At 62.2% G+C, this 25,557-nt stretch carries 28 protein-coding genes; 16 read left to right on the forward strand and 12 right to left on the reverse strand.

The genetic code is table 11. The features are described from left to right. Positions 1-24: 24 nt before the first annotated feature. From FAZ69_RS04545 to FAZ69_RS04565, 5 genes are all read right to left on the reverse strand, one after another. The gene (locus FAZ69_RS04545; RefSeq protein WP_136892749.1) at positions 25-1,110 is read right to left on the reverse strand and encodes a hypothetical protein; all 1,086 of its coding nucleotides are present in this window, start codon (positions 1,108-1,110) and stop codon (positions 25-27) included. Positions 1,111-1,443: 333 nt separating this feature from the next. Beyond that, entirely contained in the window at positions 1,444-1,647 is a 204-nt protein-coding gene (locus FAZ69_RS34185) for a DUF2188 domain-containing protein (RefSeq protein ID WP_081070442.1), read from the reverse strand. Positions 1,648-1,908: 261 nt separating this feature from the next. Continuing rightward, a complete protein-coding gene (locus FAZ69_RS04555) occupies positions 1,909-2,388 on the reverse strand; it encodes a hypothetical protein (protein WP_059709556.1) in 480 nt (159 codons plus the stop codon). A gap of 12 nt (positions 2,389-2,400) precedes the next feature. Further along, positions 2,401-3,546, reverse strand: coding sequence for an ImmA/IrrE family metallo-endopeptidase (locus tag FAZ69_RS04560; RefSeq protein ID WP_059709616.1), 1,146 nt, complete (start codon positions 3,544-3,546; stop codon positions 2,401-2,403). Between the two features lie 372 nt (positions 3,547-3,918). After that, positions 3,919-4,545: a hypothetical protein gene (locus FAZ69_RS04565; RefSeq protein WP_136892750.1), complete on the reverse strand. Its 627-nt coding sequence runs from the start codon at positions 4,543-4,545 to the stop codon at positions 3,919-3,921. Positions 4,546-5,152: 607 nt separating this feature from the next. On the opposite strand from FAZ69_RS04565, the gene FAZ69_RS04570 reads away from it, so the two are divergent. From FAZ69_RS04570 to FAZ69_RS04580, 3 genes are read left to right on the forward strand one after another with little or no spacing between them, the layout of a single operon-like run. Next, positions 5,153-5,560, forward strand: a complete 408-nt coding sequence (locus FAZ69_RS04570) for a plasmid mobilization protein (protein ID WP_136892751.1) — start codon at positions 5,153-5,155, stop codon at positions 5,558-5,560. Continuing rightward, on the forward strand, positions 5,557-6,912 hold the full coding sequence (locus FAZ69_RS04575) for a relaxase/mobilization nuclease domain-containing protein (protein WP_169708555.1): 1,356 nt from the start codon (positions 5,557-5,559) through the stop codon (positions 6,910-6,912). Before FAZ69_RS04570 ends, FAZ69_RS04575 begins: the two co-directional genes overlap by 4 nt. Positions 6,913-6,967: 55 nt before the next feature. Further along, positions 6,968-7,507: a hypothetical protein gene (locus FAZ69_RS04580; protein WP_136892753.1), complete on the forward strand. Its 540-nt coding sequence runs from the start codon at positions 6,968-6,970 to the stop codon at positions 7,505-7,507. 103 nt (positions 7,508-7,610) lie between these two features. Here FAZ69_RS04580 and FAZ69_RS04585 read toward each other — a convergent pair whose 3' ends face one another. The 3 genes from FAZ69_RS04585 to FAZ69_RS04595 are packed head-to-tail and all read right to left on the reverse strand — an operon-like array spanning position 7,611 to position 9,289. Then, a complete protein-coding gene (locus FAZ69_RS04585) occupies positions 7,611-8,135 on the reverse strand; it encodes a hypothetical protein (RefSeq protein ID WP_136892754.1) in 525 nt (174 codons plus the stop codon). Positions 8,136-8,145: 10 nt separating this feature from the next. After that, positions 8,146-8,442, reverse strand: a complete 297-nt coding sequence (locus tag FAZ69_RS04590) for a hypothetical protein (protein WP_136892755.1) — start codon at positions 8,440-8,442, stop codon at positions 8,146-8,148. Positions 8,443-8,452: 10 nt separating this feature from the next. Next, positions 8,453-9,289, reverse strand: a complete 837-nt coding sequence (locus tag FAZ69_RS04595; protein ID WP_136892756.1) for a hypothetical protein — start codon at positions 9,287-9,289, stop codon at positions 8,453-8,455. Between the two features lie 143 nt (positions 9,290-9,432). Between FAZ69_RS04595 and FAZ69_RS04600 the strand changes: the two genes are divergently transcribed. Both FAZ69_RS04600 and trmB read left to right on the forward strand, forming a co-directional pair. Next, on the forward strand, positions 9,433-9,711 hold the full coding sequence (locus FAZ69_RS04600) for a helix-turn-helix domain-containing protein (protein WP_136892757.1): 279 nt from the start codon (positions 9,433-9,435) through the stop codon (positions 9,709-9,711). A gap of 314 nt (positions 9,712-10,025) precedes the next feature. Continuing rightward, entirely contained in the window at positions 10,026-10,796 is a 771-nt protein-coding gene (gene trmB, locus FAZ69_RS04605) for a tRNA (guanosine(46)-N7)-methyltransferase TrmB (RefSeq protein ID WP_136892758.1), read from the forward strand. A 69-nt stretch (positions 10,797-10,865) separates the two neighbouring features. On the opposite strand, the gene FAZ69_RS04610 is transcribed toward trmB, so the two are convergent. The 3 genes from FAZ69_RS04610 to FAZ69_RS04620 form a co-directional block, all read right to left on the reverse strand. Further along, positions 10,866-11,699, reverse strand: a complete 834-nt coding sequence (locus FAZ69_RS04610) for an undecaprenyl-diphosphate phosphatase (protein WP_136892759.1) — start codon at positions 11,697-11,699, stop codon at positions 10,866-10,868. A 118-nt stretch (positions 11,700-11,817) separates the two neighbouring features. Next, positions 11,818-12,402, reverse strand: a complete 585-nt coding sequence (locus FAZ69_RS04615; protein ID WP_136892760.1) for a DUF1439 domain-containing protein — start codon at positions 12,400-12,402, stop codon at positions 11,818-11,820. 43 nt (positions 12,403-12,445) lie between these two features. Continuing rightward, complete coding sequence (locus FAZ69_RS04620) at positions 12,446-12,742, reverse strand: YkgJ family cysteine cluster protein (RefSeq protein WP_240702109.1); 297 nt, start codon at positions 12,740-12,742, stop codon at positions 12,446-12,448. Positions 12,743-12,924: 182 nt separating this feature from the next. Here FAZ69_RS04620 and hemN point away from each other — a divergent pair, with 182 nt between their 5' ends. From hemN to FAZ69_RS04640, 4 genes are all read left to right on the forward strand, one after another. Next, positions 12,925-14,310, forward strand: coding sequence for an oxygen-independent coproporphyrinogen III oxidase (gene hemN / locus FAZ69_RS04625; protein WP_136892761.1), 1,386 nt, complete (start codon positions 12,925-12,927; stop codon positions 14,308-14,310). A gap of 54 nt (positions 14,311-14,364) precedes the next feature. Next, complete coding sequence (locus tag FAZ69_RS04630; protein ID WP_136892762.1) at positions 14,365-14,622, forward strand: hypothetical protein; 258 nt, start codon at positions 14,365-14,367, stop codon at positions 14,620-14,622. Between the two features lie 213 nt (positions 14,623-14,835). Beyond that, on the forward strand, positions 14,836-15,489 hold the full coding sequence (locus FAZ69_RS04635; protein ID WP_136892763.1) for a protein-L-isoaspartate O-methyltransferase family protein: 654 nt from the start codon (positions 14,836-14,838) through the stop codon (positions 15,487-15,489). 84 nt (positions 15,490-15,573) lie between these two features. Then, the gene (locus tag FAZ69_RS04640) at positions 15,574-15,897 is read left to right on the forward strand and encodes a rhodanese-like domain-containing protein (protein ID WP_136892764.1); all 324 of its coding nucleotides are present in this window, start codon (positions 15,574-15,576) and stop codon (positions 15,895-15,897) included. Between the two features lie 19 nt (positions 15,898-15,916). Here FAZ69_RS04640 and aptA read toward each other — a convergent pair whose 3' ends face one another. Continuing rightward, complete coding sequence (aptA, locus tag FAZ69_RS04645) at positions 15,917-17,251, reverse strand: omega-aminotransferase AptA (RefSeq protein WP_136892765.1); 1,335 nt, start codon at positions 17,249-17,251, stop codon at positions 15,917-15,919. Between the two features lie 400 nt (positions 17,252-17,651). Between aptA and urtA the strand changes: the two genes are divergently transcribed. From urtA to FAZ69_RS04680, 7 genes are all read left to right on the forward strand, one after another. Beyond that, entirely contained in the window at positions 17,652-18,947 is a 1,296-nt protein-coding gene (gene urtA, locus FAZ69_RS04650) for an urea ABC transporter substrate-binding protein (RefSeq protein ID WP_136892766.1), read from the forward strand. Between the two features lie 159 nt (positions 18,948-19,106). Continuing rightward, on the forward strand, positions 19,107-20,741 hold the full coding sequence (gene urtB, locus FAZ69_RS04655) for an urea ABC transporter permease subunit UrtB (RefSeq protein WP_136892883.1): 1,635 nt from the start codon (positions 19,107-19,109) through the stop codon (positions 20,739-20,741). Position 20,742: 1 nt separating this feature from the next. Further along, positions 20,743-21,933, forward strand: coding sequence for an urea ABC transporter permease subunit UrtC (gene urtC / locus FAZ69_RS04660; protein WP_136892767.1), 1,191 nt, complete (start codon positions 20,743-20,745; stop codon positions 21,931-21,933). Then, positions 21,930-22,790: an urea ABC transporter ATP-binding protein UrtD gene (urtD, locus tag FAZ69_RS04665; RefSeq protein WP_136892768.1), complete on the forward strand. Its 861-nt coding sequence runs from the start codon at positions 21,930-21,932 to the stop codon at positions 22,788-22,790. The genes urtC and urtD overlap by 4 nt, the downstream gene beginning before the upstream one ends. 26 nt (positions 22,791-22,816) lie before the next feature. Then, complete coding sequence (urtE, locus tag FAZ69_RS04670; RefSeq protein WP_136892769.1) at positions 22,817-23,509, forward strand: urea ABC transporter ATP-binding subunit UrtE; 693 nt, start codon at positions 22,817-22,819, stop codon at positions 23,507-23,509. 108 nt (positions 23,510-23,617) lie between these two features. After that, the gene (locus tag FAZ69_RS04675; RefSeq protein ID WP_136892770.1) at positions 23,618-24,505 is read left to right on the forward strand and encodes an urease accessory protein UreD; all 888 of its coding nucleotides are present in this window, start codon (positions 23,618-23,620) and stop codon (positions 24,503-24,505) included. Positions 24,506-24,721: 216 nt separating this feature from the next. Beyond that, on the forward strand, positions 24,722-25,552 hold the full coding sequence (locus FAZ69_RS04680; protein WP_136892771.1) for a transporter substrate-binding domain-containing protein: 831 nt from the start codon (positions 24,722-24,724) through the stop codon (positions 25,550-25,552). Positions 25,553-25,557 lie beyond the last annotated feature (5 nt).

Genomic DNA, 25,557 nt, shown 5'->3' on the forward strand with positions numbered 1-25,557 from the left:
CGAAGACCGCAAAATCCGCAGACGCTACAGCTTAATGGCCACCTTGGCAGTGTCGTCGTATATGCCTGTAGGCAGCTCATCATCCAGTTTTTTACGGAGTTCGTATTTGCCCAAGATGGATCTGAACCAGCCCGATCCAGACGAGGCATGGACACGCTCACCGATGGTTCGGGGTGTCAGCCGGTCACGGTTTGCCTTGTCGACCAGTAACCCTTGACCGAGAAGTTGGGTGAGCAGCCCGTGATACGCCTGATGACAGGACGGGTTCTCGCATTCTTCCGGTGGTTGCAACTGGAAGAATGCTCCGATCGTGTCGGCCAGCAGATGCCCAATGGTCCCGTGAAACAAGATATTGCCATTTGTCTCTGCAACCATTGCATTCCGGTTCAGTTCAATGTAGTCCGCAGCCAGGACGGATTGCAGTCCGTCAAAGTCAATTGAACAGAACCCGTTGCCCTGCCACAGGCGATACAGCCAGTCGGCCGGGTTGATGCGTTGCCGCCGCATTTCGGCAGGTACGCTTTTCAGAATATGACCGGCCACGCCGCCAGCACGCCCAAGCGACATGCGCAGAAACAGGAGCAGTGCATCCGGTGTCATCTTGCCCGTCAGGGCATCGAAAATTTCCGTCGCCTCCGCTGGAGAGCCCTGTAACTTTGTTTCGAAATCACCCAGTGCATCGAGTGCCGCCAGCAATCCGTCAAACTGGTCCCGCGTCAGGCTTGCGGGTGAATACGAGGCAATCGCGGGCGTGGCGATGCGCAGCACTTGGTAGCCGTCAGGCTCCACTTCCGCATCGTCCAGGCTGGAGAAGAAACCCGCCATCCGGCCATCGATAACGACTGCTGGAAACGGATCACCCCATTCGTATGCTTCGCCGTCTTCCTCGAACCGGCTCGCCGTAACGGGCAAGCCGTCCACTGCCGCATGGATATTCAGCCAGTCACGGACATCACCGGCTCGATAGCGAACGCCGACCCCGTGTCCCACCATCCTCCAGCCCTTCAACGTCGATTCGGACTCACCGAGCAACTCAACCAGATCAACTTCGGTGACCGTGCGCCCTGCAAGCGATTGAGTGTCCGGTACAGGCAGCAGGACTTCAGCCACGGCGGCCACGTGCGCGGCCGTCAATGGGGTTTCGGCTGCTAGCTGGCTTAGTTTGAGTTGAAGTTCGGCACAAGTCATAACAAACGAGGAAATGTCAGTCGAAGGGGCAGACCAACGCCCGAGCGGGAAATCTGACCACGTCCACGACTGCCGTCAAGGCGCCAGAGCGTGATCAGGATGCCCAGAATACGGCATTCGCTAGGCACCGATTGATCGCTTTACGCTGAAAATCGCCGTGCACCTGAATGCCTAGGCATCGTATAGAACCGCGATGAAAGAAGCTGGTCGGGCTCACGATATGAATCGTGTCCCGACCTTGCCAACCCCGGAACCTCAAGGCTTACGCCAGTGATCCCGCTTGCCGTTACTTGTATTGCGAACACGCTCGACCAACGGGGGACTTCCGCCGTTCAACTCACGCGCTCTCTCGATCGCCTCCCGCTGAGTAGGAAGCACGTCGCTTGCTCGTTGTGAATTGGGACGACGTACTGCGTAGTCGCCTTCGTCACGCCGTTCTACGAAGATCTTTTTGGGCATACAGGTTCCTTTGCACTGGGCAATAGGTGATCTGATCAACTATCAGGGTTCAGCGTTCAAGGTCTTTGTCGTCTGACAACCTTCAGAGTATGCCGGGATCGTGGACTTGTGCTTGCAAGCAACTTTTTTTATAACTACACTTCCGCTCGCAGTTAGACCTGCACAAGGGCTTCTTGACCGGCAGTTTCAAGAAACCTTTTTTGCTCAATGGTCCCTTATGGGGCCATTTTTTTTGCCGAGTGCGCTTCGTCGTCGGAGCTTTCACGCAGCCTCACTTTCATCATCGGGCGCATTCTTCCGCCATTCAATGTCGTCGGTTAGGTCCATCGGGATATCTATCGGCTCTTCGCCCTCGTGGATGCCATTCCAGTGGTCTGCATCAAGCGACAACTGAAGTCCGTCTCCCACCATTTGCTCGCGTCGGTTGATCAAGGACTTCAACATCTGATGCCGCGGAGCCTCGTCGATGTCGATCCACAACGTTAGTTGGACACCACGAACCGTCGAAGGCAAAGCGTGGTTCGCGCGATAAGGCTTGCCCGTCTTGGAGTCGGTCCGGAACTCCTGACGTGCCGCCTGCGCAAACTCCTTCGCGAGCATGTCAAACGGATCACGAGGCTTCGGCAGTGGCCAACCACGTTCATTCGCGAACTTGGCGACCTTATGCATATCAACTTCCACTTCGCCCGTAGTTTCCTTGTAAAGCCGGATCAAGCGCTGCATTTCTTGATGCTTATTCACAAAAGCTCCTTCTTAAGGCCCAACCGGGGCTACATCTCCCCACCCATCGACCATGGCGCCTGGTGCCACAATTGATCGAATCTTCACCAAATGATTGCGGAATCGGTCGTATCGGCCGGTCCGATGCTGTAGCTGCCCGGCGATTAGACCAGGATGCACGTTTAGCGTTTTCGCAAACCCCAATAGGTCACGCTCAGCGAAGAACGGTGCTTTTCGTGCAATGAACGCATCCATTTTCTTACGAGGCACACAGAAGTCAGCGGCAGCGCCGTTCGCGACGCGCTCCTCTTCGGACACGGAATCGCCAGTCCCGGCGCGCTCACCCTCCAGTTCGGCATCCAAAATAATTGCATCTTTCCCGTGACCGCATAACACATGCTCTAACTCGTGCCGAAGCACGAACCAGAAATTGTCTAGCCGATCATGACGCATCGTCATTCCGATAACCGGAGCGTGTTCATTGAGCCACATACAAACACCGTCAATTTTTGCCGATGCAAGCGATTCGACGATCACAAATCGGATTCCGCATTCAGCCAATATTCGCGGCACCTTTCTGGCCTCCTCGGCCGCAGCCAAGAGTTCCGAAAGGCGATCGATGGCTCGACGACCGGATTGCTGTGTGAACTTGGGCACAAGCATCTCGCTGGCAATTTCTTTGACCCGGTAAAGCCAGGCAATTTGAGGCGGCGTCGGGTCGCCATGCACCAAAGTCTTCTTTGCTGCGTGAGGCAACACTTCGATCAATTCGGGGGATTCGGCTTTAAAGAATTTCGACAACGCAGCCTCGACACGGGGTACGTCACGAGCGTCATCCGCATCGAGCCACCCGCGCTTTATCATCTCGGCAACCGGCAAGCCTCCAAACAATTGAGCTCGCGTTGCACGTGCAGGATCGGGGCGAGCCGCGATCCGCGCTTTCGCCAAGTCATACGACTTCTGCAAGTCCAGAAATTCTTCCGCTGGAACCTCAAAAATTTCTTCCAGCCAAATGGCCATCGCGGCGTCAACTGGCCGCTTGTCCGAAACCAGCCGATTGATGCTGCTGTCATCCACGCCCAAGATTACGGCGAGAACGCGCTTGGTCCAGCCACGCGTTTCGAGCAGTGCTCCGATGAACTGGCCAGGGGTTCGGTATTCTTTCGGGTCGATCTTCATAGTGTTTGCAGAATATGCCAGTTTGCGCAAAAACGCAAACTGGCATATCTTCGCCACGAGGGTTGTGGTCACGGAGCAGCGGTTGGGACGATGCATACGACCAGACGGCGACATCACACAGCGATTTTCGAATGCAAGCTCCTTGATCGGACCATTGCACCGCGCTATAAAATAGACACCGTGCGCCGGTTTGCGGCCGACGCACGGTGCGTTACTCGTGCCTACCTCAGCCCCGGCCGGTTTGCCGCTCGAAACGACTCTGGCTGGGGCTTCCCATCACGGCACCCAGCGGGCAGGCATGCGCTGAGTGCCGGTAGCTAATCTGTTGAACATCGATCCTCCCCTTTCTTCAATCTATGCCACCGCGTTAAATCAAGAAGTGCCTACAAACGCAGCTGTCGCTGCGGCGGCTGGAGATTCTTGCGCTTGCTTCACTGCAGCCTGGTTCGCTGCCGCTTGTGCCGCCATCGCTTCGCGCGCCGCGACGATCTCGCTGTGAGCACCAATCTCGGCCGCCCGATCGACAAATCGGCCGTATAGCCCATCCTGGATGCGCCCCGTCGACCTTAGGTACTCCACCACGGCATTGGGGTTGGTGAGAAGGACATAGTGAAAGTCACCAGAAGGTCCAGGTTTCGCCCTAATAAACCAAAGCTCTTCCAGCGTCTTCATGCGTCGTCGCCAGGTGTCCACGGCCCGCTCGCCGGTGAAACCTGCTTCGCTGGCGAACGTCGATGGATTTTCGATAGTGACGACTGGATGATCCGGCGAACGGGCCCACAGGCAAAAAAGCGTATGTCCGGCGGGCTGGCCCTTCGATAGCATGTCGATCGCCTGCATCACAATCGGCAGCGTGCGGGGGATCGAGATATAGCCGTCATTTTTTTTGCGATGCCACAGGTATGCCGGGGACATCCCGGGAAAATGGACATCCATCAATTGTTGTGCACGCTCGGCCATCTTCAATCGCTTGGTCGTGCTTTGCTTTGGGGTGAGCATCGAATTTCCTCTACGTCGGTGTTGATGCCATTGTCCGACGGCGCAAAGCACCTCGCAACGATTCGAGACGCGCGTCTGTATGGCACGACTGAAGCATCTAAAGTCTTGATTGGAATGACGGAGTTCCGCTTGAATTGTGTTTATTGATAGTAGGCAATCGCGCGAAACCGCGCAAGAATTTCTCATAACTCATTGTTCGTTTTCGGTGCTCCCGGTATTCCTGTGCTACCGTGCTCCAATGTGCTCCCGCTGCTCCAAGGGGATATGCAAGGGGAGCCTGAGATCTTTTAAGCGAACCATGAATTGCCTGAACGCACGCCGTCAAGCGTGTCTGCGCGCTTTCGGACTGACATAGTCCGATCCGCAGTTCGAGGATGCCGCCCAAGCGGTATCCTCGCCGTTCGTCGGATGGCCCTTGCTTTCCATATAAATTCCGGTATTGGTATAGGAAGCCGAACAACGCACACCAAGCAAGGTCAACGTTTAACACGCACATGCCGCGTTAAACGATGTATCTGGGGTGCCAGTCCCTTGAAAGGCAGCACCGCCAAACAGACACGGACGCAGCAACGCACGGCCCAAATAACAACTAAAAACAGGAGCCAATATGGAACAGCAGCAGCATGAGGCACTCGCCTCCCACATCAAGAAGCAACCAGGCCAGAGCGGCATCGACGGCAACATCCAACGCCGTGATCAGCGCATTGATGTCCGCGTCAGTCCCGCCGAACGCGAGAAGATCGGCCAGCTCGCCCTCGAATCCGGCTATGGCAATCTGGCCCAATACCTTCGCGAAACCGCACTCGCCGGCCCCGCGTCGCTGTCCGGCGATGCCCATGTCGCATGGTTACAGGCGATCAATTTCATCGGCAACAACGTCGCCGAAATCGCCACCCTGCTACGGGATCGTCAGCAGCCCGACGATGACATGCTGATCGCGCTGCTCCAGCTTCAGGAATGTGCCGAATATGTCTGGAAGGAAGCGAAGCAAGGGAGAAGCACGGGCAACGCATGATCGTCCGTGTTTTCAATGCGGGGATTTCGCGCGGCGAGTCCCCGGTCAAATATCTGATGGGCGGCCGTGATCATACCGGCCAGCCCCGTTCGGTTGCCCCGGAAGTGCTCGAAGGCAATCCCGACCTGACGGTCGCCATCATCAACGGCATCCGGCGTAAGCACAAATACGTGTCCGGCGCGATTGCATTTCGTGATAACGAGAAGCCGACCCGCGAGCAGATGCGCGATGTTATCAAGTCGTTCAAACAGACCGTGTGCCCTGGTCTGAGTGGGGAAAACATGAATACGCTGTTCGTCCTGCATCAGGACAAGGGCAACATCGAAATTCGCTTCATCGTGCCGATGACGGAGATGAAGACCGGCAAACGCATGAACATCCATCCGCCCGGTCGACAGAGCATCCGACTGTATGAAGCCTTTACGCAGGTAACCAATCACCGACTCGACTATGCCCAGATCGTACCCGACCCGCTCAAGCTTGCCCTCAGCGACTTCGAACGATATACGACGGAAGGCACGAAAGATCGCAGCAACAAGGTATATCTGCATCGCCGTCTGACCAAAGCAATCCGCACCGGGCAGATTGCCGACCGCGACCAGCTATGCGATTTCCTGTCGCGCGAATACGGGGTCGAGATCACCCGCAAAGGTAAGGACTATCTATCGATGAAGTTTCCGGGTGCAGAGAAAGCGAAACGCTTTCGCGGCCCACTCTATCGTGCCGACGCAGACTACCGCGAGATCGTCAGACAAGCTCGCGGCAACCGGCAGGAGCAACGCCTATCGACCGCCGAATACCAGCGGTCACAGGACATCCTGCAACAGCTTGTCGAAGAGCGTAGAGAGTTCAATGTCCGTGCCTACCTCACGTCTCGCATGCTGCGATCCCAACGATTGCAGCAACGCCGAGAGGTGCAATTGCAGTCCGTGTCCCAGCCAACAATAACAACAACAAAGGAGAGCACCATGAAAGAGAAGACACCATCCCACGACATCGTCCACCAGCAGAACGACTCATCACCGTCCAAATACGAGAACAAACCCAACGTGATGCGGACGATCAAGATGATGCGCGATCAGGCTGTCATCGGCGACCGGGCCAACATGACGAGTGATTTTGGGATCGCTGGATTGATGACCGGTCTGTCGGACATCGAATCCAGCATCAATGCCGCGGTTGCCGAAATGAACAGCGCGAAAAGCCCTGAACAGAAGACCAATGCCGAGCGTAAGGTGATGGCCTTGATGGAGCGTAAGCGCCGACTGGAATTGCAGCTTGCTCAGGCCAGACAACGGCAGCTCAATATGACGAGCGGATCAGCTCGCGTTTCGGTGGATGGGACTCGCTAAAGCTCACGCACTGACCGACCGATAAACATAAATTCTCGTGATCAATGGAGACGATATGGAATTGCTCGGGTGGTGTTGGGTCGCTGTCAAGGTTCTTGTCCCTCTGTGGCTTGCATCACACATCATCCGCTGGTTTCTCCCTAGCGAAGTCGCAGATCGGCTTGAGATCGTGGATAACTTCATACTCGCACGGATCGCGTCGATTCCGGTTTTTCTCTCAAATGCGTGGCTCGTGTCGGCACAAATTTGTTACTACGTAGGCAATTTCTTTGCCGTAGTCTTAATCGCTTTTGGGGCGGTCATCGTCGGTTATTCCATCTATCTGCAACGAGAGACCTTGCAGTTCAGTTTCGCCGGGGCATATCAGCTCGCAGGGCAACTTGCTGGTGACAAAGTGGCTTGGTCAGGAGCGACGATGCTCATCGCGGCAACCGTCGCCATTTGCAACATGTGGAAGCTGAATTTGGACAGAAAGCAGTATTTCGAGAAGCAAGAAAAAGAACTGCTTGAGCGCATCAAGAAAGAGGAAGAGGTACGTCGCGAGCAAATGAAGACGTATCACGTGCCTATGGAGCCGACCAAGCCATTTGAATAAACGAATGTGAGAACGGCTTACCCACCGTTTCCTAGCTCGTGGCCCGCATAGGTGGCCGCTTCGAAAACCGTGGATAAGCCGTTCAGAATGGACTACAGAAGGGTTATCGCGACAACTGATTCACATAGTGCGTGGCGGCCTTGTCCAAGGCTTCGGCGATGTCGCGTGCTCCTTCACCTTTGATTTCCTTCGTGACGGCGATTTCCCTGCCTTTTGCCTCGATATAGACATAGGAATCCGTCGTGCTGAACGGGCCGCGGTTTGCCTTGCGGATCGTGCTCTTCCAGCCGATATCGTTGAAATCACTGTAGGTCATAGCATGCCGTCCCCAACGAATGCCATTGCGCTCAACGCTAATCGTCGCCATTGTCCAATTCAAGCGGTAGAACACAATGATCGGCAAGGCGAACACGACGAAGAATGCGAGCATGCCGAGGATGAAGCCATGGTCGGCACTGACGACCACGGAAGCCAGCAAACCGCCAATGAGCAAAATGACCGCAGGCACTGCAATCAGAAGGTCGGCGGCCGTGAAATTGATACGCCGTTGTCGGAACGTGATGGCGACGGTTCCATCCGGTCGGGTCGTCACCTGACAAGCCCGTTTAAAATTGATGGTGCTTTCCATAGAATTCCTTTTATTGGTTCCGTGAACGCCTGCGAAGCAGGCGAATGCACTGCCAGATCAACCACGGCACCGTGGCGAGAGCCATACCGTAGTAGAGCCACGAGCCGAGTCGCAGATAGCCGAGGTCGCCTGCATACCGGTCAATCAGCCACATCGGAATGACGAACGGGAACAGGCGAAGCAACAACCACACGATCGCCAGCGGGTAGTCGATGACCGCTTTCCCGAGCCATTCACCCGCGTCAGTTACGTCAAGGGTTTCGACAATTCGGTCATTCCGCGAAATCTGCTTTTTCTCGACGGACATGGTTTCCTCACTATCGGGCGATGGTCATGTTTGCGATGACTGACATCGGCGGGTTCGCGTAGAGCGTCTTGAGAACGGGGTAAGCCCGGTCGGTACACAGTGCGCCGTTACAGTTGCCACCACTGCCTTCGCCGAAACCATCAAAGTGATTCGTCAGCCCGAGCGCATGCAGTAGTTCGTGCTCAACCAACGGCTCGAACGGCGCGCAGTTCGCGTTGCTGAAATCGACATCTACGTTGAACGTTGCTCGTGGATCGATAAGCGGGCTGGAATCCACTTCGACCTGCCAGTCCGAAGCCAACGGCGGATCGATGGAATATGTCGGATCGACCCAAAGCCCAAACATATTCAGTTTGTTGGCGTAGACCTCGCCGCAGTTGTTCGGCTCGGACGAACCTTGCGTCGGCGGCGTTTCGTTGTTGAAGACGATGCCCCGAGTGACGGATGCGGAATTCGTCGTCGCGGGAAGGCGGGTGAACAGCGTTTTGCCGGCCGCAGCCTCAAGGTTGTTCAGCGCCGCCGTCAACTCGGGCCGACCGCTCGTATCGAGAACCGGAATCCGGCCGTCGCGCTCGATGTTCCAGCGATAGGAATGCACCCCATCCACACCGCCCTTATACGGGTTGCCGACTGCGCCGTAAGCCTGCGAAGTGTCCCAGATCGGCGTGTTGCTCGTTGTGCCTTGGCTCGTGGCAATGTCGGCTCGAATTTGCGCGTCGGACGGCACAATCGATGCTGAGGCGCTGCTGCTCGATGAACTTGCCTGCCCGTTATTGCTGCTTCCGCCTCCACCACAGCCGGCCAATGACGCAGCCAGCACTGCTGCCACCACTACCTTCAAACGCATTTCGCCCCCGCAGTTGATTAACTGGCACGGCACCGGCCATGCTCGGGGCAATCATAGCGTAAACTGTAACCATATCCCGCGTACTTATATCCCGTGTTTTCTTATCCCGTGGAGATTTATTCACTGCGGAGGAAACATTGGGCATGGCAACCTCCTCGACATCCGGCCTCGACAAGGCAAAGCATCCCGTCCTAGTTGCATTTGGTGCGACAGTGCGACGGCGACGGAAACAGAAAGGCTTTTCACAAGAAGCCTTCGGTGACGCATGCGGCATTGATCGCAGCTACATGGGTGGCATTGAGCGTGGCGAGCACAACCTCGCGCTCGTCAACATCATGAAAATCATCCGAACGCTTGACGTTCGCCCGTCAGAATTCTTTGCCGACCTAGATAGGGTCGGGGACGAGAAAGCCAGCAAGTAGGCTGTCTCGCTGATGCTTGATATACTTCGCCGCGGCTTGGGTTAGATACCCACGCTTTTCACCCACACTTTCTTGCCTATTTTTTGTGCACAGGTGTGTGTGGATGTAGGATTGGCGGGGGTTTGCGGGATTCTGGATAGGATTCCCATCGCCCGCTCCACATTCGGCCGATGTCTGGCCACGAAGAAGCCGCCTCGCCGAAGGCGGCTTTTTAGCATCCGCGGCGGCCATGACTGCCATCGCCGCTCTATCGCCACTGAGCACGTTGCGCCTTCGCCGCGCGAACCGCAGCGCGCGTATTCCTGTAGTCACCGATGATTCACGATCCGAACGAAGACGGCCTTTCTCCCAAGCCCGGTCAAACCGGCGGCGCGCCCACCCCCGCCGAGACCGCCTCGCCCGATCAACCGCAGCACCCGCGCCGCATCCGCAGCTTCGTCACGCGCGCCGGCCGCGTCTCGACAGGCCAGCGCCGCGCCATGGAAGAGCTCGGACCGCGCTTCGTCATCCCCTATGCACCCGTCGCGGCCGACTGGGACGCCCTGTTCGGCCGCACGGCGCCCCGCGTGCTCGAGATCGGCTTCGGCATGGGCGCGACGACCGCGGAAATCGCCGCGCAGCGCTCCGGCGACGACTTCATCGGCGTCGAAGTCCACGAGCCGGGCGTCGGCGCACTGCTCAAGCTGATGGGGGAGCAGAATCTCGCGAACATCCGCATCGTCCAGCACGATGCAGTCGAAGTGCTCGAGCAGATGATCGCGCCGGCCAGCCTCGACGGCGCGCACATCTTCTTTCCCGACCCGTGGCACAAGGCGCGCCACCACAAGCGCCGCCTGATCCAGCCGAAGTTCGTCGCGCTCCTGGTTTCGCGCCTGAAGCCGGGCGCGTATCTGCATTGCGCGACCGACTGGCAGAACTACGCCGAGCAGATGCTCGACGTGCTGAGCGCGGAGCCCACGCTCGCGAACACCTGCGAGAACTACGCGCCGCGCCCCGACTATCGTCCGGTGACGAAGTTCGAACGCCGCGGCTTGCGGCTCGGACATGGCGTATGGGATCTCGTCTTCAAGCGGCGTGCGGAATAAGAAGAAAGGAAGAAAGACTCAGGAGCGAAGCGGCAAGGCGACGCGCCGCCTCGCCTCGCACCCTCGCGCTCAGCCCCAGTTCAGCCCGCCGCCATATCCGACGATCAGCACGAGCAAGCCGAAGCCGATCCGATACCACGCGAACACCGTGAAATCGTGCGTCGCGATATAGCGCAGCAGCCAGCGCACGCAAACGAACGCGCTTGCGAACGCCGCCGCCATGCCGATCGTGAACAGGTCGAGCATCTGGACCGGCGTCTCGTGCCACGTCTTTACGATCTCGTACAGCGTCGCGCCGACAATGATCGGAATCGCGAGAAAAAACGAAAACTCGGTAGCGACGCGCCGATCGAGCCCGAAACACATCCCACCAATGATCGTCGACCCCGAGCGCGACACGCCCGGAATCAGCGCGCAACACTGTGCAAAACCGACCTTCAGCGCGTCGAGCGGCGTGAGCGCGTCGATCGACTGCACGCGCGGCGGCGCATCGCCGCGCTCGCGCTGGCGCGACTCCGCCCACAGGATGACGACACCGCCCAGCACCAGCGCCACCGCGACCGGCACCGGCGCGTAAAGCGCGGCCTTGATCGGCCTCTCGAACAAGAGCCCCAGCACGATGGCCGGAATCGTCGCAATGACGACGTTGGCCGCAAAGCGTCGCGCGGCAGCCTGCGTGGCGAGCCCGGCGACCACCTCGCCGATGCGCCGCCGATACTCCCAGCACACGGCCAGGATCGCGCCGAACTGGATCACGACGTGAAAGGTCTTCGAGCCATCGTCGGTGAAGTTGAGCAGGCTGCCGACCACGATCAAATGGCCGGTGCTCGACACCGGCAGAAACTCGGTCAGCCCCTCGACGACGCCGAGTATCACCGCCTTGCAAATCAATACCCAATCCATCGATGGCCCTTTTCGAACGATGTCGCGCTCTGGCGGCGTAGCGCGACGCTGCGCAAACGCCGTCGCGAAGAGAAACGAAGGGCGAGGCAAATGCGCGGCCCTCACGGCCGCGCGCGCGTCATTTCTCGACGATCTGCACGCGTATGCCGTTTGTAAGGATCGTGATTGTACCGGGTTCGTAGTTCACGCCGGCAAATTGCAGTTGCTCGGGCTTGAAGGTGTAGATCGGATAGTTGGTGAGGAGCTGCGTCGCGAGCAGCCCGGCGGCCGCGCTAATTTGCTGGGCGTAGGCGCGGGAGTCGCCGTCGACGTTCACGCTGTCGACGGATGGCTCCTTGAGCACGACCGAGCGGCTCGCGCTGTCGTAGGCGAGCTGGCTCGACAGCGTGAAGCTGCCGGCCACCGGCTGGCGCAGGAACGGGCTCGCAAAATGCGCGTCGACGCGCACGCTCACGCGATTCGTCTCGGGCAGCAGGCCGACGACGGGATTGCTGAGCGTGACGTCGAACACCTGCGAGACCGTCCGCTGGAACGGAAACTTGCGCTGCACCGCTTCCTGCGCCTGCTCGCGCGAGAACGTGTAGTGATCGGGGATGAACGGAAACGTCGCTGTGGCACAGGCGCCGAGCGACACGGTGATGCTCGCCGCCGCGCAGGCCGCGAGCAGAAACCGGCGCCGCGTGGGCGCTTTCGCGTGAATCATGCAAAACCTCCTGCTCTTCGATGGTGTGTTGGGCTCGCTGCGCTCAGCCGGCGGCGGGCCGCGTCGCCGCCTCGAGCTGCGTCAGCCAGGCGATCGCGTGGGCGCGCGAGCTGCCGCACATCTGCTCTTGCGGCTGCAGGCCCGAGCAGCAAGCGGGCCGCTCGGGGCGCCCGAAAATCCCGCAGCGGTGGTGCTCGTCGAGCTGCACGCAGCGCACACCCGCGGGCTTGCCGTCGGGCATGCCAGGAATCGGGCTCGTGATCGAAGGTGCGATGCAGCATGCACCGCAATCGGGGCGGCACGCATGATCGATCACGGCGTAAGGGGCAACGGCAGTCACGAAAAGCTCTGATCCAGGACAAGAAAACGGGGCACTGCGCGGCAGACCATATAGAAAAACCGCACGAAGCCCGTATTGTGCCCGGATTGCGCAATTTGCCGCATGCGACGCTGTAACACAACGTTGCCCGGCGGCACGCGCCTAAACTGCATCGAATGCGCCACCGCCATGAAAGGCTGCCCATGGATTCCGTCGATTCCCTGTTTCATCCGGACCTGCTTGCCAAATACAGCGCGAACGGTCCCCGGTATACGTCCTATCCCACCGCCCTCCAGTTCCACGACGATTTCGACCCCGCGGACTACTTCCGCGCCGCGAGCGACGCCGGCGCGTCCGCAAGCGAGCTGTCGCTGTACTTCCACCTCCCGTTCTGCGACACCGTCTGCTTCTACTGCGGCTGCAACAAGGTCGTGACGAAGAACCGCGCCCGCGCGCGCCCGTATCTCGATCGCATGAAACGCGAACTGGCGCTGCAGGCGGCCCGCTTCGACGCGACCCGGCCCGTCAGGCAATTGCATCTGGGCGGCGGCACGCCGACGTTCCTGTCGGACCGTCAATTGGCTGAGCTGATGGCCGCCACGCGCGAGCACTTCGCGCTCGCGCCCGATGAAGAAGCTGAATATTCGATCGAAGTCGATCCGCGCGAAGCCGACCCGCAATCGATCGTCCATCTGCGCACGCTTGGCTTCAATCGCCTGAGCCTCGGCGTACAGGACTTCGATCCGGTCGTGCAAGCCGCGATCAATCGCATCCAGCCGTTCGAGATGACCGCCGACGTGATGCGCGCCGCACGCGCGTCGGGCTACAAGTCGATCAGCGCCGACCTGATCTACGGGCTGCCGCATCAAACCGTCGACAGCTTCAGCCGCACGCTCGACAAGATCCTCGAGCTCGCGCCCGACCGCCTCTCGGTGTTCGGCTACGCGCACATGCCGCAGCTCTTCAAGATGCAGCGCCAGATGGACGCGTCGGCGATGCCCTCGCCCGCCGAGCGGCTGGCGATCCTGCGTCGCGTGATCGAGCGGCTGACGGATGCGGGCTACGTCTACATCGGCATGGACCACTTCGCGCTGCCCGGCGACGAGCTCGCCCGCGCCCAGGCGCAACGCACCCTGCATCGCAATTTCCAGGGCTACAGCACGCATGCCGATTGCGATCTGATCGGCATCGGCGCATCGTCGATCGGCAAGGTCGGCGACGTCTACGCGCAAAACGCCAAGGACCTCCCCGGCTATGCGGCCGCGATCGATGCCGGCCAGCTCGCGATCCAGCGCGGCGTGCGGCTCAGCGCCGACGATCGCCTGCGCCGCGACATCATCACCCAGCTCATGTGCAACCTGGAGTTGCGTTACGACGAGTTCGAGATCGTCTATGGCATCCGCTTCGCTCACGCATTCGCACATGAACTCGAGCGCCTCGTCGAGTTCGAGGCGGACGGCCTGATTGCGCTCGACAGCAAGAAGCTCGAAGTGCTCCCCGCCGGACGCATGCTCGTGCGCAACGTCGCGATGGTGTTCGACCGCTATCTCGGGCAACAGCCTCTCACGCGCTTTTCGCGAACCATCTGAGCGGCTGCGTTATTGGTAAAGTAGCCGTCTTTTACTGATCGAACGGGCGACATCATGCGCGGCACCAAGGCCATTCACGCGGTCGAGCGTCTCAAGACCCGCAGCGGCAACGCGCTCTACGCGGCCGTCAGCCTGCCGGGCGGGCTTTTCTATCTCGTCGACAAGACCGGCGGCGGCGCCCTGAAACTCTGCGATCCGCTACCGCTCGAGGAATTCGTCGCCTTCGTCGACGCGCAGTCCCCGGCCAGGCCGCGCAAGGCCAGCAAGCTCGACGTCGCGTTCGAAGCGCAGATCAAGAAGAGCCGAGGCTGAATTCGCGGCAGAATTCGGCCCCCGCCGAAAGACCCTCGAAAGATTCAGGCATTCCCCCTCGAATTTTCCGGCGCGGCGCGCACCGTCACGCCCCGCCGCCGCCTCGCAAGCGCGTTTTCGCAGTCCTGCCAAGGGACCGAATCCTAGCCGGTTTGGTACAATCCCGCAGTTACTCTCAGACCGTCTGGTTCCGTTCGGATCCCCCAACCCGCCATGAACATCGAACAAGCCCGTTTCAACATGATCGAGCAGCAAATTCGCCCCTGGGACGTGCTGGACCAGGACGTGCTGAGTCTGCTGGCGGTCGTCAAGCGTGAGAATTTCGTCCCCGCTGCCTACCGCGACATCGCCTTCGCCGACCTCGAAGTGCCGCTGCCGCGCGGCGAGCACATGCTCGCGCCGAGGATCGAAGCGCGCATCCTGCAGGAACTGGCGGTGAAAAAGCACGAAAGCATTCTCGAAGTCGGCGCCGGCTCGGGCTATATGGCCGCGCTGCTCGCCTATCGCGGCCAGCACGTGCTGACCGTCGAGATCGACCCGGAGCTCGCCGAGCTCGCCAAGCAGAACCTCGCCGCGAACGGCGTGACGAACGCGGAAGTCGCGCTCGGCGACGGCTCGCGCGGCTGGCCGGCCGCCGCCCCGTACGACGTGATCTGCGTGTCGGGCGGCCTGCCCGTTCTGCCGCAGGATCTCCTCGAGCAACTGAAGATCGGCGGCCGGCTCGCCGCCTTCGTCGGCACCGCGCCCGTCATGAAGGCGCAGATCATCACGCGCATCGACGACAAGCAGTTCCGCGTCGCCGACGTGTTCGAAACCTATGTCGAGCCGCTCGTGAACGCCGTGCAGCCGCCGCGCTTCAAGTTCTGAACGTTCCTCCAGCATCGGCCGCGCTTGCGGCCGATGCTGTTTTTGTGCTTCGCTTTTGTTCTTCGATTTTTCTCCGAGCCCGAGATGCAAAACCTGACCGCCCCCGCCCTCGCCGAATGGCTTGCCGACACCTCGCGCCCCGCGCCCGTGCTGCTCGACGTGCGCGAACCGTGGGAGATCGAGACGGCGAAGATCGCGGGCAGCGTGACCATTCCGATGCGCGACATTCCCGCGCGCAGCGAAGAGCTCGACGACGATGCGCAGATCGTCTGCATCTGCCATCACGGCGCGCGCAGCGCGAACGTCGCGATGTTCCTCGAGTCGCGCGGCTTCACCAGGATGTTCAACCTGCAAGGCGGGATCGACGCCTGGTCGAAGCTCGTCGATCCTTCCGTGCCCACCTACTGAGATTCCTCGCGCCTGGCGCCTACGCCACCTCGCGCAACACCTGCGCGACCGTCGAGAAGATTTCGTCGATCTGCTGCTCGTCGACGATGAGCGGCGGCGAGAACGCCAGGATGTCCCCCGTATAGCGCGTGAGCACGCCCTTCTCGAAGCATTTGACGAACGCGTCGTAGGCCCGAGCCCCCGGCGCTCCGGCGCGCGGCTCGAGCTCGACGCCGCCCACGAGCCCCAGGTTGCGCACGTCGATCACATGCGGCTCGCCGCGCAGCTTGTGAATCGCGGTCTCGAAGTGCGGCGACATCCGCGCCGCGCGTTCGAATAACCCCTCTCGCTCGTAGAGATCGATCGTCGCGCACGCCGCGGCCGTCGCGATCGGATGGCCCGAGTACGTGTAGCCGTGAAAGAGCTCGATCCCCGCGGGCGCGCCATTGACGATCGCATCGTGAATCGCATGGCTCGCCGCCACGGCGCCCAGCGGCGCGGCGGCGTTGTTGGTGCCCTTGGCCATCGTCAGCAAGTCCGGCGTCACGTTGAAGTACTGCGCGGCGAACGGCGCGCCGAGCCGCCCCCAGCCCGTGATGACCTCGTCGAAGATCAAGAGGATGCCGTGCTTGCCGCAGATCTCGCGCAAGCATTGCAGATAGCCTTGCGGAGGAATCAGCACGCCCGTCGAGCCCGCAACCGGCTCGACGATGACCGCGGCGATCGTCGAGGCGTCGTGCAGCGTGACCAGGCGCTCCAGTTCGTCGGCGAGATGCACGCCCCAGGCGGGCTGTCCCTTCGAAAACGCCGCATCCTTGATGCTCAGCGTATGCGGCAGGTGATCGACCGACGGCAGCAAGCCGCCCGAATACGCCTTGCGGTTCGGAGCGATGCCGCCGACCGAGATGCCGCCGAAGCCGACGCCGTGATAGCCGCGCTCGCGTCCGATGAAGCGCGTGCGCTGCCCTTCGCCGCGCGCACGATGGTAGGCGAGCGCGATCTTCAGCGCCGTATCGACCGCCTCCGATCCCGAGTTCGTGAAGAAGATGTGCTTGAGGTCGCCGGGCGTGTGCTTCGCGATTTTGGTCGCGGCCTCGAAGGCCTTCGGGTGGCCCATCTGGAAGGTCGGCGCAAAGTCCATTTCCTCGGCTTGCGCGCGCACCGCCGCCACGATCTCGTCGCGGCAGTGGCCCGCGTTCACGCACCAGAGGCCCGCAGTGCCGTCGAGAATCCGGCGGCCGTCGTATGACGTGTAGTACATCCCCTTCGCGCCCGACAAGAGCCGCGGCGCGCTCTTGAATTGCCGGTTCGCCGTGAAAGGCATCCAGAACGCGGACAGATCGAGCGAACCGCTGTTCGCTTCGCGTTGAGTCATATGTCGCTCCTGTCGGTTTGTTGATCTCGTTTCGAGCCGGCCGGCTGCAATGGCGCCCTTCAACCGGAAGGCGGCAGGCCGTTTTTTTAGTCTAGGCACGCGCACGCCCATGCACAACCGCGCGGCACCCGTGCACTGCAAAAGCCTCGCCCGCGGATCATCGCGCTTCGTCGCAGCGCAACGCGCACCGCGAAGACGCGCGGCGCCCGGCATTGCACCAATATCTTCCGCCTCCGGACGCATCCCGTTGCACCACAAACCGCGCCGCGAAAGGCATTGCAGCACGGCGATCCGATTGGCACAGCCCTTGCAGTATCCCCATCCGCCATCCATGCGGCAGCACAGCATTCGCGCGTACTCACAACGATAAGTCTCACCATCCAACGGTAAGGGGAATTACATGAAGCGTCGCAGTCTGTTGAAGTTCGGGTCGATGTCCGGCGCGCTCGCGCTCGCGGGGCAAAGCCCGTTTGCAAACGCGCAGTCGTCGGGCCCGATCAAGGTCGGCATTCTCCATTCGCTGTCGGGCACGATGGCGATCTCCGAAACTTCCCTCAAAGACACCGCGTTGATGACGATCGCCGAAATCAACGCGAGCGGCGGCGTGATGGGCCGCAAGCTCGAGCCGGTCGTCGTCGATCCGGCCTCGAACTGGCCGCTCTTCGCCGAGAAGGCCCGCCAGCTGATCACGCAGGACAAGGTCGCGGCCGTGTTCGGCTGCTGGACCTCGGTGTCGCGCAAGTCGGTGCTGCCGGTGTTCGAGGAGCTCAACGGCCTGCTCTTCTACCCCGTGCAGTACGAAGGCGAAGAAATGTCGCGCAACGTGTTCTATACGGGCGCGGCGCCCAACCAGCAGGCGATTCCCGCCACCGAATACCTGATGAGTGCCGAAGGCGGCGGCGCGAAGCGCTTCTTCCTGCTCGGCACCGACTACGTCTATCCGCGCACGACCAACAAGATCCTGCGTGCGTTCCTAAAGTCGAAGGGCGTGCAGGAGACCGATATTCAAGAGGTCTACACGCCGTTCGGCCACAGCGACTACCAGACCATCGTCGCGAACATCAAGAGCTTCTCGCAAGGCGGCAAGACCTGCGTGATCTCGACCGTCAACGGCGATTCGAACGTGCCGTTCTACAAGGAGCTCGGCAACCAGGGGCTGAAGGCAACCGACGTGCCCGTGGTGGCGTTCTCGGTCGGCGAGGAGGAACTGCGCGGCATCGATACGAAACCGCTCGTCGGCAACCTCGCCGCGTGGAACTACTTCATGTCGCTGCGCAATCCGACCAACGAGAAGTTCAAGAAGAAATGGGCCGACTGGGTGGCGTCGCAGAACCTGCCCGGCGGCGCGAAGCGCGTGACCAACGACCCGATGGAGGCGACCTACGTCGGCATTCATATGTGGAAGCAGGCGGTCGAGAAAGCGAAGAGCACCGACGTCGACAAGGTGCGCGTCGCGATGATCGGCCAGAAGTTCGCGGCGCCCTCAGGCTTCGAGCTCGAGATGGACGGCAACCACCACCTGCACAAGCCGGTGATGATCGGCGAAGTGCGCGCGGACGGCCAATTCAACGTGGTCTGGCGGACCAAGACGCCGATTCGCGCACAGCCGTGGAGCCCCTATATCGCGGGCAACCAGGGCAAGCCCGATGTCGTGAGCTCGATTCCGGCGTTCCTGCGGCGCTCGCGCGTGGCGTAAGCGCGCCGCTTATCGCACTTATTGCGCTTTCGCTCACGAGCGCGGCGCAGCGGTCGCGGCACGATGCGCGCGCAAGCTGGTTGCGCGCGCAACGACGCCAAGACCGTTGCCGCCGCGCCGAATCCGACGACGCTACGCAACGTCCACGCAAAGGCCATCATGGCGTTCCCCGCATCCCGACTCTCCCGCTTCATCCGGCGCTGCGCCGCGCTCGCGGTCATGGCGCCGGCCGCCTTCCTGCCGCTCGGCGCATTCGCATTGACGACGGCCGACGTCGCTCCGCTCGCCGGCGACGACTTCGACGCGAAGTCCGCCGCCATCGACAAGCTGATCGCGAACCACGACGCACCGTCGCTCGCGCTCTTGAAGGCGCTCACCGAAGACGGCGTGCTCGCGACCGACTCGGGCGAAGTGCTCGTGCAGGACGGCGACGCGCTGAAGGATGCCGTCACCGGCAAGACCGTCGCATCGAACGGCGCGCAGCCCGTCACGCTCAACAACCTGCTGCGCTCGAAGGTGGCAGGCGCACTCTCGGGCCTGCAGCTCGACTCGCCCGATCTCGAGACGCGCCGCGCCGCGATCGCCGGGTTGCTGAAGAATCCCGATCCGGCGATGAAGCCGATGATCGACCGCGCACGCGCGAAGGAAACCGACCCCGCATTGAAGCGCCGCCTCGACACGCTCTGGGCGATGACGGCGCTCTCCGACACAGACCCGGCCAAGCGCCTGGAAGCCGTGCAACTCGTCGCCGCGCGCCACGATCTCGAGATGTACGAGCTGCTGCGTCCGCTCGTGGCGAACAAGCCCGGCGGCTCATACGCCGAGAGCGACGCGCGCGTACGCACCGCCGCGCAGGCGGGCATCGACGCGCTCGATGCGATCCAGCGGCGCAGTGAAATCGCGGGCACCGTGTTCGCGGGACTCTCGCTCGGCAGCGTGCTGCTGCTCGCGGCATTGGGGCTCGCGATCACCTATGGCCTCATCGGCGTCATCAACATGGCGCACGGCGAGTTCCTCATGATCGGCGCCTACGCGACCTATGTCGTGCAGAACCTCGTGCAGCGCGTCGCGCCCGGCGCGTTCGACTGGTATCCCCTCTTCGCCGTGCCGGTCTCGTTCGCCGCCGCGGCGGCGGTCGGCATCGTGCTCGAGCGGCTCGTGCTGAAGCATCTGTACGGCCGTCCGCTCGAAACGCTTCTGACGACCTTCGGCGTGAGCCTGATCCTGATCCAGGCCACGCGGACGATCTTCGGCGCGCAGAACGTGCAGGTCCAGAATCCGTCGTGGATGAGCGGCGGCGTCACCGTGATGCAGAACCTGATCCTCCCGTACAACCGGCTCGTGATCCTCGCGTTTTCGCTCGCCGTCGTCGCGATCGCGTGGGGCGTGCTGACGAAAACGCGCCTCGGTCTCTTCGTGCGCGCCGTCACGCAGAACCGGCGGATGGCGGCGTGCGTCGGCGTGAAGACCGCGCGCGTCGACTCGTATGCGTTCGCGTTCGGCGCGGGCATCGCGGGCCTCGGCGGCTGCGCGCTCTCGCAGATCGGCAACGTCGGCCCCGATCTCGGCCAGAGCTACATCATCGATTCGTTCATGGCCGTGGTGCTGGGCGGCGTCGGGCAGCTCGCGGGCACGGTCATCGGCGGCTTCGGGCTCGGGCTCGTCAGCAAGGCCATCGAGCCGTTCTGGGGCGCGGTGCTCGCCAAGATCGCGGTGCTGGTGCTGATCGTCCTGTTCATCCAGAAGCGTCCGCAAGGCATGTTCGCCTTGAAGGGCCGCAGCGCGGAGGCTTGAGATGACCACAGCCACGACCTCCGTCGAGACACCAGGCGCGCCCCATGTTTCCGGACGCAACGCCGCGCAGCAGGGCCTCGCCCTCGGCCTGCCCCCTCGCCCCGCGCTGCTCTCGCGCGGCGCCTGGCTCGCGCTGATCGCGCTCGTCGCCGTGATCGGCATCGGCGTGCCGGTGAGCGCGCTCGTGTTGCCTGAATCCAGCGCGCTCCATCTGTCCGCCTATGCGCTGACGCTCGCGGGCAAGCTGATGTGCTACGCGATCGCGGCGCTCGCGCTGGATCTCGTCTGGGGCTACTGCGGCATCCTGAGCCTCGGGCATGGGCTTTTCTTCGCGCTCGGCGGCTACGCGATCGGGATGTACCTGATGCGCGCGATCGGCCATGACGGCAAGTACGGCAGCGACCTGCCCGACTTCATGGTGTTCCTCGACTGGCACGAACTGCCCTGGTATTGGCACGGCACGCAGCATTTCGCGTATGCGCTGCTGCTGGTCGTACTCGTGCCGGCCATCGTCGCGTGGGTGTTCGGCTTCTTCACGTTCCGCTCGCGCGTGAAGGGCGTCTATCTCTCGATCATCACGCAGGCGCTCACGTTCGCCGCGATGCTGCTCTTCTATCGCAATGAAACGGGCTTCGGCGGCAACAACGGCTTCACCGATTTCAAGCGCATCGCCGGTTTTCCGATCACGCATCCCGGCACGCGCACCGTGCTGTTCCTCATCACGTTCGCGGTGCTCGTGCTGTCGTTTCTCGCGGCGCGCGCGATCGTCACCTCGAAGCTCGGACGCGTCGTCACCGCCGTGCGCGACGGCGAAGCGCGGCTGATGTTCCTCGGCTACAGCCCGCTCGCGTACAAGCTCTTCGTGTGGACGGTATCCGCCGTGCTGTGCGGGATCGCGGGCGCGCTCTACGTGCCGCAGGTCGGCATCATCAACCCGAGCGAGATGTCGCCGGGCAACTCGATCGAGATGGCGATCTGGGTTGCGGTCGGCGGGCGCGGCACGCTGATCGGGCCGATCATCGGCGCGTTCGCGGTGAACGGCGCGAAGAGCTTTTTCACGGCCTATTTCGCGGAGTACTGGCTGTTCTTCCTCGGCGCGATCTTCATGCTGGTGCCGCTCTTCCTGCCCAACGGGATCATGGGCTTGATCGATGTGGCCAGACGCAAGACCAGCAAGAGGACGCCGCAATGAACGAGAACCCGATGGTCCCCGACATCACGGCCGTCGACAACGACGGACGCGCCCTCTCCGGCGTCGCCTCGATGGGCCACGCGGTGACGCCCGACGAGATCGACACCTCGCACGGCACGATCCTCTATCTCGACGACGTGACCGTGAGCTTCGACGGCTTTCGCGCGCTGAACGCCCTCACGCTCACGATCGACGCGGGCGAATTGCGCTGCGTGATCGGCCCGAACGGCGCGGGCAAGACGACGATGATGGACGTCATCACGGGCAAGACCGCGCCCGATACGGGCAAGGTGTTCCTCGGCCAGTCGATCGATCTCACGCGCATGAGCGAGCCGACCATCGCGCGCGCCGGCATCGGCCGCAAGTTCCAGAAGCCGACCGTGTTCGAGAACCATCCCGTGTGGGAGAACCTCGAGCTCGCGATGAAGACCGACAAGGGCTGGTGGGCCTCGCTGCGCGCGCGGCTCGACGGCGCGGCGCAGGCGCGCATCGAGGAGACGCTCGCGCTGATCCATCTCGAAGGCGAGGCGCGGCGCCTGGCCGGGGAGCTTTCGCACGGACAAAAGCAGCGGCTCGAAATCGGCATGCTGCTGATGCAGCGCCCCGCGCTGCTGCTGCTCGACGAGCCCGCGGCCGGCATGACCGACCACGAGACGATGGAGCTTGCCGAGCTCCTGAACCGGCTGCGGGGAACCTGCTCGATGATGGTCGTCGAGCACGACATGGAGTTCGTCGCGGCGCTCGCGGGCGAGACCGGGCGCGTCACCGTCATGGCCGAAGGCAGCGTGCTCGCGCACGGCACGCTCGACGAAGTGAAACGCGACGAAGCCGTGATCGAATCGTATCTCGGGCGCTGAGGCGCGCCGAAGGAAGGAACCAGACGATGCTCAAAGTCGACTCGCTGAACCAGTATTACGGCGGCAGCCACATCCTGAGAAATGTCGCGCTCGAAGTGCCGGAAGGCAAGCTGACGGTCCTGCTCGGGCGCAACGGCGTCGGCAAGACGACGCTCCTGCGCTGCCTGATGGGCGTCGTGCATGCGGAGAACGGCTCGATCTCGTGGCGCGGCAAGGCGCTGGAGAAGCTCCCGCCCTATGCGCGCGTCGAGCAAGGCCTCGCCTATGTGCCGCAGGGGCGCGATATCTTTCCGCGTCTCACCGTCGAGGAAAACCTGCTCGTCGGCGCGGCAAGCCGCAAGGCGCCGTCGAAGATTCCCGAGCACATCTACACGCTCTTTCCCGTACTGAAAGAGATGCGCGCGCGCCGCGGCGGCGATCTGTCGGGCGGCCAGCAGCAGCAGCTCGCGATCGGCCGCGCGCTGATGAGCGAGCCGCAGCTCCTGATCCTCGACGAGCCGACCGAGGGCATCCAGCCGTCGATCATCCAGGAGATCGGCAGGACGCTCAGGCGGCTCGTCGACGAAATGGGGATGACGGTGCTGCTCGTCGAGCAGTACTACGACTTCGCGAAGGCGATCGCGGACTGCTACTGGGTGATGAGCCGCGGGGAGATCGTCGCGGGCGGCGCGGGGGCGGAGATGGATGCGAACGGCGTGCGGGAGCTGATCGCCGTCTGAAGCGCGGCGCTATGTTCGCTTGCAATACGGCGTGGCATCATGCGGAGCGCGAGCCGAACGCCCTCCTTCTTCCCTGCGGCGGCTCGGCGGCCTTCGATATCGCCAGTCATGTCTCTTCACGAACAGCACGCCACCCTCTCCCCACAGCCCCAAACGGCCGCCGCGCACAACGAATGGCAAGCGCGGCTCGAATTGCGCTTCGACCGGCACGGCGCGCGCACGACGCTCGCGCATCGTCTACACGACGGCCCATTGCGCGTTCAACGGCCGCTCTACCCCGAAGGCGAGGCGATCTGTCATGCGGTCATCGTCCATCCGCCCGGCGGCGTCGCGGGCGGCGACCGGCTCTCGATCGATATCGCGCTCGGCGAGCGCACGCACGCGGTGCTGACCACGCCCGGCGCGACCAAGTGGTACAAGTCGAACGGGCGCGAGGCGCGGCAGGAGATCCACATCGCCGTCGGCGCGAATGCGAAGCTCGACTGGCTGCCGCAGAACAACATCGTCTTCGATCATGCGAACGCGTCGCTCGATTTCACGCTGACGCTCGCCCCAGGCGCGACGGCGCTCGGCTGGGACGCCACGCAGCTCGGCCGGCAGGCGGCGGGCGAACGCTGGTCAGCGGGCAGCCTGGCGAGCGTGGCGAGAATCGTCGGCCCCTCGGGCGCGCCGCTGTGGCTCGAGCGCGCGCAGCTCGACGCCGAAGACCTGCTGCGCGATGCGCCGCAAGGCCTCGCCGGTTTTCCGGCATACGGCGCGCTCTGGGCCGTCGGCCCGGCCTGCACCGACGCCCTCGCCGAATCGTTGAGCGCGCAACTGCCTTTCGGCGGCACACAGCGCGCGGGCGTCTCGTGCGTGACGCCCGGGGTGATGCTCGTGCGCGTGGTCGCCCGCTCGATGGAAGCGCTCCAGCACACGCTGACGCAATGCTGGCTGCAATTGCGGCCCGTCGTGCATGGCGTCGACGCCGCACCGCTGCGGCTCTGGACCACCTGAAAATCGTTGCGCACGCACCAATAGCAGGAATTCGCGGCAGCATCGGCGCGCCATGACGGTGCATGGCGGCGTTCAACTGGTCTTACCTGTCTGGCGGGACAAGGACTGTTCGTCACGTCGCGTGTGGCATGCCCCTTGCTCCTATGGGGCCACCTCGCGCCGCTTGCGCTTGGTTCCTAAAGCGGCTCAGCCACACTCCCCGGAGACCACCACCTCATGAATCGCAATTCTGTCCGCGCGGCCACGCGCACCCGCCGCTCGCGCCGCGCATGGCTCGCCGCAACGCTTGCCGCCCCCCTCGTCGCCCTGTGCGCGCTCGCCCCCGCCGCCGCCCATGCCGACGCACTCGACACGATCACGAAGAACGGCGTGCTGCGCGTCGCCGTGCCGGAAGACTATCCGCCGTTCGGCTCGGTCGGCGCCGACATGAAGCCGCAAGGCTACGACATCGACACCGCCGCCCTGCTCGCCAAAGCACTGAACGTGAAGCTGGAGCTCGTGCCGGTGAACAGCGCGAACCGCATTCCGTACCTGAGCACCAACAAGGTCGACCTCGTGATCTCGTCGCTCGGCAAGACGCCCGAGCGCGAGAAGGTCATCGACTTCTCGATCGCGTACGCACCGTACTACCAGGCCGTGTTCGGCCCGGCCGACCTCAAGGTGGCCAATCCCGGCGACCTGACCGGCAAGGCGGTCGGCGCGACGCGCGGCGCGCTCGAAGAGCTCGCGCTCACGCAGATGGCGCCGAACGCGACCATCAAGCGCTTCGAGGACAACAACGCGACGATCTCCGCGTATCTCTCGAACCAGGTCCAATTGATCGCCGCAGGCAATATCGTGGCGGCCGCCATCAACGCCAAGCATCCGCCGCGCATGCTCGAGACGAAGTTCGTCATCAAGAGCTCGCCGTGCTACGTCGGCCTGAACAAAAACGAACCGCGCCTCCTGGAGAAGGTCGATGCCGCGCTCACGCAGGCGCGCAAGGACGGCGCGCTCGACACCATGTCGAAGAAGTGGCTTGGAGCGCCGCTGCCTGCGGACCTATAACGCGT

Source organism: Trinickia terrae, assembly GCF_005144415.1.
Taxonomy (GTDB): Bacteria; Pseudomonadota; Gammaproteobacteria; order Burkholderiales; family Burkholderiaceae; genus Trinickia_A; species Trinickia_A terrae.

Bases quoted from the DNA above. Each gene is read 5' to 3' on its own strand.
- urtE (WP_136892769.1), top strand. From the start codon at position 22,817: ATGCTCAAAGTCGACTCGCTGAACCAGTATTACGGCGGCAGCCACATC.
- FAZ69_RS04595 (WP_136892756.1), bottom strand. From the start codon at position 9,289: ATGCGTTTGAAGGTAGTGGTGGCAGCAGTGCTGGCTGCGTCATTGGCC.
- FAZ69_RS04675 (WP_136892770.1), top strand. From the start codon at position 23,618: ATGTCTCTTCACGAACAGCACGCCACCCTCTCCCCACAGCCCCAAACG.
- trmB (WP_136892758.1), top strand. From the start codon at position 10,026: ATGATTCACGATCCGAACGAAGACGGCCTTTCTCCCAAGCCCGGTCAA.
- urtC (WP_136892767.1), top strand. From the start codon at position 20,743: ATGACCACAGCCACGACCTCCGTCGAGACACCAGGCGCGCCCCATGTT.
- FAZ69_RS04635 (WP_136892763.1), top strand. From the start codon at position 14,836: ATGAACATCGAACAAGCCCGTTTCAACATGATCGAGCAGCAAATTCGC.
- urtA (WP_136892766.1), top strand. From the start codon at position 17,652: ATGAAGCGTCGCAGTCTGTTGAAGTTCGGGTCGATGTCCGGCGCGCTC.
- urtB (WP_136892883.1), top strand. From the start codon at position 19,107: ATGGCGTTCCCCGCATCCCGACTCTCCCGCTTCATCCGGCGCTGCGCC.
- hemN (WP_136892761.1), top strand. From the start codon at position 12,925: ATGGATTCCGTCGATTCCCTGTTTCATCCGGACCTGCTTGCCAAATAC.
- FAZ69_RS04580 (WP_136892753.1), top strand. From the start codon at position 6,968: ATGGAATTGCTCGGGTGGTGTTGGGTCGCTGTCAAGGTTCTTGTCCCT.
- urtD (WP_136892768.1), top strand. From the start codon at position 21,930: ATGAACGAGAACCCGATGGTCCCCGACATCACGGCCGTCGACAACGAC.
- FAZ69_RS04680 (WP_136892771.1), top strand. From the start codon at position 24,722: ATGAATCGCAATTCTGTCCGCGCGGCCACGCGCACCCGCCGCTCGCGC.
- aptA (WP_136892765.1), bottom strand. From the start codon at position 17,251: ATGACTCAACGCGAAGCGAACAGCGGTTCGCTCGATCTGTCCGCGTTC.
- FAZ69_RS04590 (WP_136892755.1), bottom strand. From the start codon at position 8,442: ATGTCCGTCGAGAAAAAGCAGATTTCGCGGAATGACCGAATTGTCGAA.
- FAZ69_RS04560 (WP_059709616.1), bottom strand. From the start codon at position 3,546: ATGAAGATCGACCCGAAAGAATACCGAACCCCTGGCCAGTTCATCGGA.
- FAZ69_RS04600 (WP_136892757.1), top strand. From the start codon at position 9,433: ATGGCAACCTCCTCGACATCCGGCCTCGACAAGGCAAAGCATCCCGTC.
- FAZ69_RS34185 (WP_081070442.1), bottom strand. From the start codon at position 1,647: ATGCCCAAAAAGATCTTCGTAGAACGGCGTGACGAAGGCGACTACGCA.
- FAZ69_RS04565 (WP_136892750.1), bottom strand. From the start codon at position 4,545: ATGCTCACCCCAAAGCAAAGCACGACCAAGCGATTGAAGATGGCCGAG.
- FAZ69_RS04575 (WP_169708555.1), top strand. From the start codon at position 5,557: ATGATCGTCCGTGTTTTCAATGCGGGGATTTCGCGCGGCGAGTCCCCG.
- FAZ69_RS04610 (WP_136892759.1), bottom strand. From the start codon at position 11,699: ATGGATTGGGTATTGATTTGCAAGGCGGTGATACTCGGCGTCGTCGAG.
- FAZ69_RS04570 (WP_136892751.1), top strand. From the start codon at position 5,153: ATGGAACAGCAGCAGCATGAGGCACTCGCCTCCCACATCAAGAAGCAA.
- FAZ69_RS04630 (WP_136892762.1), top strand. From the start codon at position 14,365: ATGCGCGGCACCAAGGCCATTCACGCGGTCGAGCGTCTCAAGACCCGC.
- FAZ69_RS04640 (WP_136892764.1), top strand. From the start codon at position 15,574: ATGCAAAACCTGACCGCCCCCGCCCTCGCCGAATGGCTTGCCGACACC.
- FAZ69_RS04615 (WP_136892760.1), bottom strand. From the start codon at position 12,402: ATGATTCACGCGAAAGCGCCCACGCGGCGCCGGTTTCTGCTCGCGGCC.
- FAZ69_RS04585 (WP_136892754.1), bottom strand. From the start codon at position 8,135: ATGGAAAGCACCATCAATTTTAAACGGGCTTGTCAGGTGACGACCCGA.